Here is a 13,026-nt window from a genome sequence, read left to right as displayed (position 1 = left end):
ATTTCAAAAGGAGTGATCGTAATAGCCTTTTGAAATCAGCTTTCTCTTTTAACCCATTTTCATAACTAGCTAAATATATAAGAGCTAACTGGTTTTTAGAGTAGTTAAAGGAGGTTCTAAATGGAAGCTACCAAAATATTTTTTGAAAGGCATACCATTCGGAAATTTTTAAATAAGCCTGTAAGCAAGGAATTATTGACATTGGTACTGTCAGCAGCTATTCGTGCACCGTCTTGGGCCAATTCACAACCTTGGGAAATATATGCAGCGAGTGATAAAAAGTTAGAAGAGTTAAGAAAGGCTTACCTACAATCCTTTGAAAATCACGAACCCCATACTCAGGATTTACCTACACCAAAGATATGGCCTGAGTATATAGATGACCGAATGAAAAAGAGCTTTGCAGAGTCATTTAAAAGCATGGGAATTGTCCGTGATGACGAGGCTGCGCGATATAAAAATTGGAAAAATAACTATCAGTTTTTTGGAGCTCCTGTTGCCATCTTCCTATGCCTTGATCATTCGCTTACAGATTGGTCATTGTTTGATCTTGGGATGTTTGCCAACAGCCTGATGCTTGCAGCTAAGGCCCATGGACTGGATTCAGCACCGGCAGCAAGCTCGGTTTCCTACCCCCATATATTAGAAACGTACTAGGCATCCCGACCAATCAGAAAATCATCGTGGGTATCATGATTGGGTATGCGGACCCCGAGCATCCATATAATCAATATGTTTCAAACAGGGTCCCTATTGATGAAGTTGTCCATTTTAGGGGGATTTAATCACTGATTCTGCAATTATTAGAAGGGCCTTACGCTAACAGAAACTTAGAATATATCAATAACATATAGGAAAATATCAATGCATGGAAGGAGTAATTATCTTATTATTCTAATTAAGTTGAAAACGTTTTATTTAAGTTCAATTCTGGGTCAATGGGGAAATCCAAGAAAACCCTGCACCTAAAGTGGTTAAAGCACCCTTTTTATTAAGATACAAGGAGTGGACTAACGATGACTTTGGAATAAAGTTTCTTACATTACTTTTTGGTCAATCTATAGGTTATTTAACGAGCTGCTTAATTAATGGGCGGCTTCTTTTTGTAAGTTTAGTAGGTGTGTATGTGTCCATTGTCATTCCAAAAAGCAGCTATCGTTCAACCCTCAAACCAAGTTTTGAGAGCCTGCATAGGGAGAAGTTTTAAAAAAGCTTTAGTTAATACAGACTGAATATGGGACTAGTATTCAAGAACCGATAAAACATAGGAATAAGAAGGGCAGTGATCTGGAATGTATAAGGTCTTGCTGGTAGATGACGAAAAGTTTATTCGGAAAGGCTTAACTAAAATGATAGATTGGCAAAAATACGGGTTTGAGATTTGCGATGAAGCAGAAGACGGTGTACAAGCCTATGAATTAATCCAGTCCCAAAAACCGGATCTGGTCATTACGGATATCAAAATGCCTGAACTTGATGGATTGGATTTGATTAAACTTGTTGTGAACTCTAATACCGGGTATTCACCGAAATTTATTATATTGAGCGGTTTCAATGACTTTAAATTTGCACAGCAGGCTATCCGTTACGGAGTACATGATTTCCTTCTGAAACCGGTTGGTGAGAAAGAACTGCATGCCATTCTGGAAAGTCTATCCGTACATTTCGGTGAAGAGAGAATGAGACTGCAAAAAAGTGGAATTACACGCAAAATTATATCGGAAGCGGCACTAGAACGGCTGATTAAGGGAAGCTTTAGCGAATGGTGGCTTGAAGAATACGCTCCTGACTGGTATAGCGGCCCAACAGGAGAATATAATTTTTGCATCATAGAGGTATTTTTCCATCCAGCTTCTTCCGATTGCCAACAGAGTGAACATCAGCTGAAACAGCAAATAGGCGATTGTTTATCCAGTTTGGATCCCCATTTCCGCGCTACCGTGATCGAACTGCATCCTGGCAAGTACGGGCTGGTGCTTACATCAAATCCGGATGAATGTCACATGTCTGTGCAAGGAATCGCCGAATCGCTCCATTCACAGCTTCTCTGCATACTTGACACTCCTGTGGCAATTTACATTGGAGATCCGGTGAATGGAATCCGTTCGCTTCAACACTCGTATCAGACAGCTGTCGAAACAACTCAGTATAAGTTTTTGCTGCCGGACATGCACATCCTTGATTACCAGCATGTGCGCGAAATCCCGATGCAGTTTACCGATCTGGATGACAAATTCTATTCAACTCTATTGGAGTGTGTGGAGGATTGTGATGCAGATAGCGCCGCTCATGCAGTAGAAAGCATGTTCTTGGAATTTCGCCAAAGGCGGATGGCTCCACAGGCGGTCCATGCTTCGCTTAGCCGTTGTTTTTGCAAGCTCGTAGAACGGATCAAACCGATGGAGGATAACAATCCTGCAAGCTTGATCATGAATTTCATAACAGAATGGGAACATCATCCAATCCAACCGGCTGAATTACAACGTATGTTTATGCAATTCGTGCTGGAATACGTGGAACTCAATCGCAAGGTACGAAAAAATCGCGTACACTCCGTTTTGCACAAAACGAAAACGTATATCGAAATGCACTACAGCGAAAATTTGACCCTGAAACTAATCGCTGAAAAAATGATGCTCAATCCAGTATATCTGGGTCAGCTTTTCAAAAAGACATACGGAGTTTACTTTAATGAATTCTTGATGGGCATCAGGATTCAAGAAGCCAAGAGGCTGCTGCGGCAGACGGATCTGAGAGTTTACGAAATATCGGACAGGGTCGGAATTAAACACCAGGATTACTTCGTCAACCAATTTAAAAGGATGGAAAAGATGACCCCGACGGAGTATCGACAGCAGGCGAACATCTTGTAAAGGATTAAAAATATGAGACTTTCAAGCTTTGATAATATGCGTTTACGCAATAAATTACTTATTCTTTATTTTGTTTGCGTTTTTTTTCCAGTCATCTTAACGAATCTGTTATTTTACAATGTGACGATGAGTCACCTTTCCGAACAAAAGAAGATTGACTATTCGGATGATCTGGAACGGGTCAAAAATGAATTTCGAAACAAAATCTATACTGCCGTTGGTGTCTCTTCTATATATTCCATCGATTATATGCTTTATAGCTTACTGGACAAACGATATTCAGCCCCTTTCGAGTATCTATCGGATTCCAATGGTTATACCCAGGGTGCGATGAATAAATTTACACCTGTCTACAAAGAAATTCAAAATATTACGATTTATACGGACAATCGCACGATGAGCTCTTCCGGCGGAATCAGCATGATTTCCGACGAGGACAAGATGTCGGATTGGTTCACCAAAGCCATGCATTCCAAGAATTCAGCCCCTTTTCTTATTCGAACGGGGACGTCCAATAGCCAGCTCAGTACGTTCAGTCTCATTCGCAGGATGAATGCTTACCCCGATATGGACAGGCAGTTAAAAATATTAAAAATTGATTTTAACTTGGGTGAAATCATGTCAACCTTCGAGGATTATGCGATGGGCGGTAACCTGTATTTGCTGAACGATTCGGGTGAAATCGTATTCTCAACGGATCGTGCGCCTAACCTGGCTAACAAGAAAGTGTACTTTAACAAGATAGACATCCCTCGGCAATCCTTCATACTCGAAAAAGAATACGATACAGTCAATTATTTAAATGGTTGGAAAATCGTAGGTGTTTTTCCGAAAACGTCATGGTTTGATCTAACCAAAAATTCAGGGGGATTTTTTCTTTACTTGATTTTGGCCAATTTTCTGGTTCCGACAATCCTGATTCTGTTGATTTTCAGGTCGCTGCACACCCGGATCATTACATTGCTGAAGCATATGAAAATGGTGAAAAACCAAAAATTCGAGACGATAGAACACAATAGGCACAAGGATGAGATCGGCCAGCTGACCGAAGAGTTCAATCGAATGACCACAAATATCAAGCAGCTTATTGAGAATGTATATCGTGCCGAATTACAGCAGAAGCAAGCCCAGCTGAATGCTCTGCAAAGCCAGATCAACCCACATTTTTTATTCAATGCGCTAGAGACGATCCGAATGCGAAGCGTGATCAAGGATGAAGACGAGACGGCACAAATTATCAGAAACATGGCGGTGATCTTTCGCAAGTCGTTGGTGTGGAAAAAGGATTTGGTAACGGTCGAAGAAGAATTGGAGCTGATCGAGTGCTTCCTGGAAATCCAAAAATACCGATTCGAAGATAAGCTCTCCTTTGACTTTCAGATCGATAAGGAAGTGCTTTCGTATAAAATTCCGAAAATGTGCTTCTTGCCCTTCGTTGAGAACGCCTGCATTCACGGTCTTGAATCGATTCGCGGTAAAGGATGGATTAAGATGCAGATTACGTGTACAGGAGACATGCTCACGTTCCAGCTATCGGATAACGGCATAGGGATTGTCCCGGATAAGCTTAGCGCCATTCTATCCTATTTGGAACAAGAAGGAATGGACAAACACGTTGGAATCAAAAATGTGTTTATTCGTCTCAAGCTTTACTACCAGAATAACTTCCAGTTCAACATCAAGAGTGACGCCGGTGTGGGAACGAATGTATGTATTTCCATCCCTGTTTGCGAGGATCAAGCTCGGGCGTTAGCTTAGCTTTTAAGTTTGGTTTTAAAAACTATTTTGAGCCAACTCGGTACCCGGAAATTTTAAACTTTTCTCAAAGAAATCTAAATTTTGTGTGGTTTTGGAAACCACACATTTTTTATACAATGAAATTGTTCTAATTGATAGCGTTTACACTACGAAAAGAGGGGAAAAAAGTATGAAAAAACTGACGAAAAAATGGACAAAACCAGTTTCGCTTGTAACTTCAGCACTCCTGTTCCTTAGTCTTGCGGCATGCTCCAGTAATCAATCAACTCAAACTAGCAGTAAAAGTTCAACAAGTACCAAAGATAATCTATCCAAGCATGTGACAATCTCCTATGCATCCGTGCAGGGTATCGATGGATATGATTACACCAAGGGTGATCCTCTGGCTAAGTATTACTCTGATAAGTTTAACTACACCTTAAAAGTATCATCACTAAACTGGGACAACTGGAGTTCAAATCTCCGAATATGGATTAACTCAGGCGATATGCCGGATGTTGCGGTATACAATTTCATTTATGCTGATGCGGCATCTTTTGTAAAACAGGGACTTCTCAAAAAACTTCCTGACGACTGGAAAACTCGCTGGCCTCACCTGGCAGCAGTTTATGAAAAAACATCACTCGGTCCTGAGATGGAGAAGAAATTGGGTGGGACATATTTTCTCCCTAGGGCACGCTTTATGAATAACCTTCCAGGAGATCCATTGCCGAATCATCCAACTGTATATATCCGTGCAGATTGGGCTAAAGCTGTGGGCTTCCCAGTTAAGGACTCATATACAACTTCTGAGATCCTTCAGTATGCCAAACTTATAAAGGATAAGGACCCTGGAAAGATAGGCGACAAATTAGTTCCCCTTTCTGAGGATACTAACTTTGCAGCTGATTTGTTTGTAGGAAGAAATAGTACTCATTACCAAGAATTTTACAAAGATACAGACGGTAAGTATAAGTGGGGCGCGGCCTCTCCAGATACTTTGAAAGGGCTTAAACAGCTCCAGGAAGCTTATCGTTCCGGTTTGCTTAGCAAGGATTTCTACACGAATAAAAATCAAACGTTTTTTAATGACTTTAATGTAACAGGAACTGCAGGTGCTTCCTTCAACCAGGCGCCGACGTCAAATCTTCAAACGGTTTATAATGATTTTAATAAAAACATCAAAAAAGATCCTTATGAGAATATTCATATGGCTACTGTTTTGGGTGATGACGGGAAGTATCATCAGACAGATCTCATTAATTTCTGGGGTACAATCATCTTTAACCCAAATATATCAGAGGAAAAATTTGTGCGATATATGGATATTCTTGATTATAACTCTACAAAAGAGGGCGAAATCATCAACATGATGGGTTTAAAAGATGTAGATTGGACGTATGACAGCAATGGCAAAGTAAAATCGCTCTATGACCCAGCCAAAGAAGGCAAGGCGCTTGGCGGCCCTGGTGGAAAGTATCAATCATGGGGATATCTTTTAGGCAGTACAGTTCTGTTTGATGATACCTCATTTGAGGATCCTAATATAGATCAAAGATTAAGAGATCGGTCCAAGGAGCTTTATGCTTCAAGAGTTAAAGAGGGCACTCCTGAAACATTCTCAAAAGTAAACTGGGATTTATACACATATGATTCACCATCCTATAGAAGGGCCCAGTTCCAATACAATCAAGAGTATGTCAATCTTATTACTCAGCCAGGTGATATTGAAAAAAACTGGAAGAAATGGGTTAAGTCAAAGAATGCAGTTGTACAACCGATTCTAGACGAATTGAACTCAAAACTTGCTAAATAGGAAGCAAGTTTTGAGTTGAATCAACTTCAAGTAGCTGCGGTGAATCGCAAAGTATTCCCCGGCTGCTTGATTTTAGGTGATGCTGCTGTCCTTCCTATTCCTTTATTTTTTAGAGATTGATATGAATAAGACGGGTCAGAAGGAGTTTAATATGGAGAATACAACAATAGTAGAAAAGAATAAACCATCCGTGATTAAAAAGAAGAATAATTCCTCCTTGATTAGCCGTATGTGGAAAGCAAGGGAAAGTTACCAACTCATATTGCCGGGGGTCATATGGTACGTTATTTTTGCTTACATTCCGATGTATGGGTTGTTATTAGCATTTAAAACATATCAAGCCAATCTCGGTATTTTTGGAAGTCCGTGGGTAGGATTGACCAATTTTACCTATGTTTTTAGGGATCCGGAATTTATGTACTCGCTCTGGAAGACACTGTTGATTAATGCAGGACGGCTGATATTTGAGTTCCCCGTTCCAATCATTCTTGCTTTGATGTTGAATGAATTGCGTATTAACAGATTTAAAAAGACTTTACAAACCATTTATACATTCCCGCATTTTTTGTCGTGGATTATTGTTTCAAGTATTATGCTTAATATTCTGGATGCTCACGGTTTGGTAAACAGTATAATCAAATTGCTGGGTGGAGATGGAGTCAATTTTCTTGGCAACGCGAAATTTTTCCAATACTTATTATATCTTACAAGTGACTGGAAGGCGTCAGGATGGGTTATGATCATCTATCTTGCAGCTATTACTGGAATTGATACGGAACAATATGAATCTGCTCAACTTGATGGTGCGAGCCGGTTGCAGACGATGTGGTATATAACCCTTCCAGGTATACGAAATACCATTGTTGTAATGTTTATCCTAGCAGTTGGAAATCTTATGACAACAGGTTTTGATCAGATTTTTAATATCAGTAATGCTGCAACAGCCAAAGCAGGTCAAATCCTGGATATGTATATTTATAACATTACATTCCAATCTGCTGCCGACTTTTCTTTCTCAAGTGCAGTAAGTTTGTTTAGGGCTGTAATCAACTTAGTCCTATTACTTATTGCTGACCGTGTCTGTAAAGCGCTTGGTTCGGAAGGACTTTTTCCGTCTATGAGGAAAAAGGCTCGGGGATAAATCAGATGCGATTACATGAGAGAGAGGAATGTAAATATGAAAAAGGTTACATCTATTCAACCCGTACTAAAAAGCGGTACTAAAAAGAAACGTAATAAAATACAACTATTGGATATTGTCCTTCTGCTAATCCTTATAGCCTTTGCTTTCACCATCGTTTTTCCGTTTATAAACGTATTTGCCATATCATTTGCAACACAACAGGAATACCTCAAATCAACTGTACTATTGATACCAAAGGCATTTACACTTGAGAACTACAAAGCATTGTTTGCAGACGGCCGCATATGGATCGGTTATCGGACAACATTGCTGATCCTCGGATTAGGATTGCCGATTAACATGATTCTGACTACCAGCATGGCGTATGGGCTGAGTCGCCCAGAGTTTCCATTTAAGCGTTCTCTCATCTATTTTGTTGTACTTACGATGCTGTTTAATGGCGGTATTATCCCATTGTACTTGTTAATGAAGCAGCTGCACTTAATTAATAGCATTTGGTCTGTAGTGTTAGTCTATGGAGTCAATTCATTTTATTTAATCATCATGATGAACTATTTTCAGTCCATCCCAAATTCGCTTATGGAGTCGGCCAAGCTTGATGGAGCCGGTGAGTGGTCTATTCTGTTTAAGATCATATTACCTTTATCGATGCCTATCATGGCGACTATGACATTGTTCTATGCGGTAGACCGTTGGAATGAATGGTTTAATGCAATGATTTTCATAAGGGATGGCAACCTTGTTCCATTGCAGCTTGCTTTAAGATCGATTGTCATCGATTCTCAGATGAGTGAGCAAATGAATGTTTCGAATGTACAAGCGGAGAAATTTTCAGAAGGTATGAAAATGGCAGCAGTTATTGTAGCGATGCTCCCTATCATGTGTGTATTTCCTTTTTTACAGAAATACTTTGCCAAAGGTATGTTAGTAGGTGCCATAAAGGAATAATGCCGAATTGGAGATTCAATTATCTAATAAGTATGAAGTTTCATGTAATTTTAAGTGTCGGGTGGTTTATGCCGAAAACGTATAGCGTGCTTGAATAGCTATAGATAATGGCAGCTGCTCGGGATATCTGTGACTTAGAAAGCGGGATTGGGCGTGCAGCAATAGCGAGTCCTCTACTTGATATTAACGGCGGCGAACCGCCGTTTTTAATTCTTCATGGATCGGGGGATCTTACGCTATCCCCTGATATTAAAGGCATTCAGCTCGCTGAGCATATTGAAATGTATACTGATGATTTGGAATAGGGAAATGGTTTTGAAAATCCGGATATGATTAAGCCAACGAAAAATAGCGATACAAAAATGGATAACGGCAAAGTGACAGCCGTTGCAAAGAAGCTGGCATGGAATGTGATTCGCCTTACGAAATAGATAGTAGACATCCTTTTAAAATAGCGATTAAAGGCAGGTAATATCAATTCTTTATTACCTGCAAAGAATTCTAGAATTCTAGTAATCTCGGGAGGGAGCCATTAAATATGAACAGATTAGTAAAAGTTGAAAACGGGTACGTGGAGGGATTGCCTGCAGCCGACCCCCGTATAACGAGTTTCAAAGGTATTCCATTTGCTGCGCCGCCTGTAGACGAAAACCGCTGGCGTGCTCCGCAGCCCGCTAACGACTGGGATGGTGTATTAAGAGCATACGATTTCGCACCAATCCCGATGCAGGTAAGGCAAAAGATCGATGTCAACAACATCTACACCAGGGAATGGGCTGTGGATCCGGACATCCTCATGGACGAGGATTGTCTCTACCTGAACGTATGGGCTCCGGCTGAAAGTACCGATGAAAAGCTGCCGGTATATGTATGGTATTTCGGCGGAGGGCTGCAGGTCGGTCATACGGCTGAGATGGAGTTCGACGGCGAACGCCTCGCCCGTAGGGGGATCATTGTGGTAACAGTTGGTTACCGTCTGAACGCTTTCGGATTTCTATGCCATCCTGAAATAACGGCAGAATCCCCGGATGCCCCCGCAAACTTCGGCCATCTCGACCAGCAAGCGGCAACACAATGGGTCAAACGAAACATTGAGGCTTTTGGCGGTGACCCAGAAAACATCACGATTGGCGGGCAATCAGCTGGAGGCGGAAGCGTAATGAGCCAGCTCATCTCGCCGCAGAATGAGGGCCTCTTCCAGAGGGCGATTATTCAAAGCGGTATCTTTTCACCGCTTTACCCAGGAAGCCGGTTTCCAAGGGGCAGGCGTAATCTGGCGGATGCCGAACATGATGGGGTTAAGTTCTTTGAATTTCTTGGAGTTTCCTCACTTGCTGAAGCCCGTAAGCTTGATGCAGAATATGTCCGCTATAAAATGGTGGAATACAAGGAGTTCTGGGGTACCGTTGTTGATGATGTATTCTCCGTAGGCAACACATTTGATCTTATCGTGGAAAATAAGCACTGGAAGGTACCTGTGCTGTGGGGCCACACGTCCTCCGAGTTTTTCAGTGTTCCGAATGTCGAGACGCTTGACGAATTCCGAAACATGGCTGTTGAAATGTTCGGCGATGATGCCGACGAATTTCTTGCTCTTTGCCAAGCTCAGTCGGACGATATAAATGAAGTATTGAAAAATGCTTCATTGAGCGTCTTCGAATATGCTATCCGCGTTGCTTCACAGGCCAATGCGGAAACGGGCGCCAATATACCATTGTACTATTACAATTTTGATGCAGAAATCCCGGGATGGGATAACCCTGGAACATTCCACTCCGTAGATCTTTGGTTCTTTTTTGAAACCCTTTCCAAATGTTGGAGGCCCTTTGTCGGCAAACATTATGACCTTGCGCGCCAAATGTGTAATTACTGGGCTAATTTCATCAGAACGGGAGATCCAAACGGAAAAGATTCCACAGGTGAGGATATGCCACAGTGGGATCCTTACACTGCCGAGGAACCGTACGGTATGGTTTTCAGAGATAAACCCGAATTTTTAAGGGAGCAACCGAGCGATCTAATGAAGTTTCTTGTTAAACAATATTTCGAGAAAAAAACAGTAAAAGGAGCATCTATATGAGCCTAGTATGTGGGGACTATCGCCTTAGCTTTAACGATGGAGGCCTTGAAGTTCAAAAAAACGGCAAACTGCTCTATTTCAACAAACGCCCGATGTTTGTAACGGTAAAGACGGTATCTGCCGTTAGCGAATTTTACGATAATGCTTACAGTGAGATTGACATTTCGGGTGATACAATCGTCGCCAAGGGCACAGTAACTGTGCCCTCTGGCTCCGATTTTTCATTTGTGGACGTGTATGAAGCAACCAGGGCCGGATTCAAGGTAAGCCGTAACGTCAAGGTGGTGAAGGTGGGGGATGACCTTGGATTTTCCACAAAGGTCTCTTTTGTGATGACGGAATCGGACGATACTCATGACTATAACTGCTTCGCGCCTGGTGTCTGGTATAAGCAAAACGAATTCGCTCCTGATTACGCTATTGGCAAAGACTTGGATTGCGAATATTTCTATCGGATGGAAACCTGTTATGCCTTGCCTGTTTTTGCGATGCAAAACATCGCATCGGGGGAAATGGCGGCTCTGTCGCGCTGGGCTTCAGATGTAACGATGCAGTCTGTGGACATTGTGAGATCCGAAAACAACGTGGATCCGAAATTGACCATTGGCGCCATCGGCATGAGCAAGCCGGAAAGCAAAACGCTAAACTATTTGTATTATGGTTTTGCCTACCGCAAGGAATTCGAGGCGAAAATTGATGGCCTTTCTATCGATTATGTGTATCCTGGCTGCGATGGGCAGATGCCTAGAGGAAATCAGTATGCAGGTCTTGACTACAAAGATAAGTCAAAAACATTCCAGCGCGTTAACCACCCTGTGGAGGTCGGCTTTGAGCAAAATTACACGGTGGCAATCAATTTTGGGCATTACAGCAGCTTCCAGCCGATGATGAGAGACATCTGGCGTGTAACTTATGACCGGATGCGCGATCAGTTATTTGAAGTAGATAATGAGCAATTTTTCCACGACTGTATGAAGGTGTTTACCAAATATACGCGGCAATATGGTGATTCATATGGTCTACCCTTTGCCTGCCAGTTACCTGACATGGATATCTCTTGCGTTTCCTTTCAGTTCGGCTTCGTAGGACAACAGCCTGGTATCGGATATCAGCTGCTGCGATATGGCGATAAAGAAAACGTACTGGAATCCTTTGAAAAAGGCGTAAACATTATTGATTTTTGGGTGAGGACGGCAATGACCGAATCCGGCCTGCCGCATATGTGCTACAATCCCAACATCAAGGGATTCGAGCCCTATCCGCATTATGTACGAATGCTTGCTGACGGAATCGAGGCCATTTTAGACGCATACCTCTATATGCGCAGGAAAGGCGACGAGCGGCCTGCTTGGTTGGAATTCTGCAGAAAAACGGCTGATTGGCTTGTGAACATTCAAAACGAAGACGGAAGTTTTTATCGGGCCTACAATCCCGATAACTCCATCCGCATGGACTCGAAGTCCAACACTCCAAGTGTGATTCGTTTTCTGGTACAGTTCTATCTGGTGTCCGGCGACGAAAGATATAAAACGGCAGCGATTATGGCCGGTGAATGGTCTTACGAAAACAATTATCGGAACCTGGAGTACCGTGGCGGAACATGTGACAACATGGACATCCAGGATAAAGAGGCCGGCATCTATGCTTTATTCGGTTTCCTTGCCCTGTATGATTTGACAGGTCAGGATAAATGGTTGGAAGGCGCGATTGGCGCCGCAGACTATACGGAAACTTGGACCTATGCCTGGACATTCCCGGTACGTACGCTTTGGCCGAAACATCCGTTTAATAAGTACTCCATCAGCGGACAAAGCATCATTACCATTGGCGGAGGCGCTGATGTATATATGGCCGCCTGCTCGTACACCTATTACCGGTTGTATGTGATTACGGGCGATGAGCATTACCTCGACTTTGCTGAGTTCATCCATCAAAATACCCGACAGTCCAGTGACGTGGACGGCAGTATCGGCTACATCATGCCGGGGCTGGGGCACGAAAGCGGCAATTTTACCAGTCAAACCTTGCAAAGTAACTATCATTGGCTGCCATGGTGTACGTATGTGGAAGTCGACCCCTCATCGAGGCTGTATGATACCTTTGGCGGTTATGAGATTGCAGACGCTCAAAAACTCAGCACGGAGGAAAGGGCCAAGAGAAATCGCATATATGACACATACGCTTCATTTGTAGTATAAAATTAGAAAGTTTATGATTCAGAATTAGACGAAGATTAAATTGCCCAGCCTTTCAAAATATTTTGTTAGGAAAAATAGAATCAGAACGGAGGAATAAACATACTGGATCGCTTTTATGATATTCTTCCATCTGGTTCTACTTTTTCGTTTTGTCATCCAGGTTAGGAGGGTATCTTAAGTGCCTATGAAGTTCACCCATCTCCCTCGAGGCCCCAACAGTAATCGATGAA

General features: G+C 42.2%; 9 protein-coding genes. All 9 read left to right on the top strand.

All coding sequences use genetic code 11. The features are described from left to right. Nucleotides 1–120 precede the first annotated feature (120 nt). The 9 genes from L1999_RS24270 to L1999_RS24230 all read left to right on the top strand — a co-directional run bounded on the left by L1999_RS24270 (nucleotide 121) and on the right by L1999_RS24230 (nucleotide 12,796). Nucleotides 121–657, top strand: coding sequence for a nitroreductase (locus L1999_RS24270; RefSeq protein ID WP_235740868.1), 537 nt, complete (start codon nucleotides 121–123; stop codon nucleotides 655–657). 635 nt (nucleotides 658–1,292) lie between these two features. Beyond that, nucleotides 1,293–2,873 carry a response regulator gene (locus L1999_RS24265; protein WP_235740867.1) on the top strand — a complete coding sequence of 527 codons (1,581 nt, stop codon included), beginning with the start codon at nucleotides 1,293–1,295 and terminating at the stop codon, nucleotides 2,871–2,873. Nucleotides 2,874–2,885: 12 nt separating this feature from the next. Beyond that, nucleotides 2,886–4,631, top strand: a complete 1,746-nt coding sequence (locus L1999_RS24260) for a sensor histidine kinase (RefSeq protein WP_235740866.1) — start codon at nucleotides 2,886–2,888, stop codon at nucleotides 4,629–4,631. A gap of 169 nt (nucleotides 4,632–4,800) precedes the next feature. Next, nucleotides 4,801–6,426 (top strand): type 2 periplasmic-binding domain-containing protein, encoded by a 1,626-nt coding sequence (locus L1999_RS24255; RefSeq protein WP_235740865.1) that lies wholly within the window; start codon nucleotides 4,801–4,803, stop codon nucleotides 6,424–6,426. Between the two features lie 151 nt (nucleotides 6,427–6,577). Next, nucleotides 6,578–7,567, top strand: coding sequence for an ABC transporter permease (locus tag L1999_RS24250; RefSeq protein ID WP_235740864.1), 990 nt, complete (start codon nucleotides 6,578–6,580; stop codon nucleotides 7,565–7,567). Between the two features lie 36 nt (nucleotides 7,568–7,603). Next, nucleotides 7,604–8,518 (top strand): carbohydrate ABC transporter permease, encoded by a 915-nt coding sequence (locus L1999_RS24245; protein ID WP_235740863.1) that lies wholly within the window; start codon nucleotides 7,604–7,606, stop codon nucleotides 8,516–8,518. Between the two features lie 107 nt (nucleotides 8,519–8,625). Then, nucleotides 8,626–8,823, top strand: coding sequence for a hypothetical protein (locus tag L1999_RS24240; RefSeq protein ID WP_235740862.1), 198 nt, complete (start codon nucleotides 8,626–8,628; stop codon nucleotides 8,821–8,823). 233 nt (nucleotides 8,824–9,056) lie between these two features. Beyond that, nucleotides 9,057–10,598 (top strand): carboxylesterase/lipase family protein, encoded by a 1,542-nt coding sequence (locus L1999_RS24235; protein ID WP_235740861.1) that lies wholly within the window; start codon nucleotides 9,057–9,059, stop codon nucleotides 10,596–10,598. Beyond that, the gene (locus L1999_RS24230) at nucleotides 10,595–12,796 is read left to right on the top strand and encodes a glycoside hydrolase family protein (RefSeq protein ID WP_235740860.1); all 2,202 of its coding nucleotides are present in this window, start codon (nucleotides 10,595–10,597) and stop codon (nucleotides 12,794–12,796) included. The genes L1999_RS24235 and L1999_RS24230 overlap by 4 nt, the downstream gene beginning before the upstream one ends. The last annotated feature ends 230 nt before the right edge of the window (nucleotides 12,797–13,026 follow it).

The organism is Neobacillus drentensis (assembly GCF_021560175.1).
GTDB lineage: Bacteria > Bacillota > Bacilli > Bacillales > Cytobacillaceae > Neobacillus > Neobacillus drentensis_A.
The sequence above is the reverse complement of the archived record's forward strand: the minus strand, read 5'-3'. Positions and strand labels throughout refer to the sequence as shown.

Coding starts and splice junctions, on each gene's coding strand:
- L1999_RS24265 (WP_235740867.1), top strand. CDS start 1,293: ATGTATAAGGTCTTGCTGGTAGATGACGAAAAGTTTATTCGGAAAGGC.
- L1999_RS24260 (WP_235740866.1), top strand. CDS start 2,886: ATGAGACTTTCAAGCTTTGATAATATGCGTTTACGCAATAAATTACTT.
- L1999_RS24230 (WP_235740860.1), top strand. CDS start 10,595: ATGAGCCTAGTATGTGGGGACTATCGCCTTAGCTTTAACGATGGAGGC.
- L1999_RS24240 (WP_235740862.1), top strand. CDS start 8,626: ATGGCAGCTGCTCGGGATATCTGTGACTTAGAAAGCGGGATTGGGCGT.
- L1999_RS24255 (WP_235740865.1), top strand. CDS start 4,801: ATGAAAAAACTGACGAAAAAATGGACAAAACCAGTTTCGCTTGTAACT.
- L1999_RS24250 (WP_235740864.1), top strand. CDS start 6,578: ATGGAGAATACAACAATAGTAGAAAAGAATAAACCATCCGTGATTAAA.
- L1999_RS24235 (WP_235740861.1), top strand. CDS start 9,057: ATGAACAGATTAGTAAAAGTTGAAAACGGGTACGTGGAGGGATTGCCT.
- L1999_RS24245 (WP_235740863.1), top strand. CDS start 7,604: ATGAAAAAGGTTACATCTATTCAACCCGTACTAAAAAGCGGTACTAAA.
- L1999_RS24270 (WP_235740868.1), top strand. CDS start 121: ATGGAAGCTACCAAAATATTTTTTGAAAGGCATACCATTCGGAAATTT.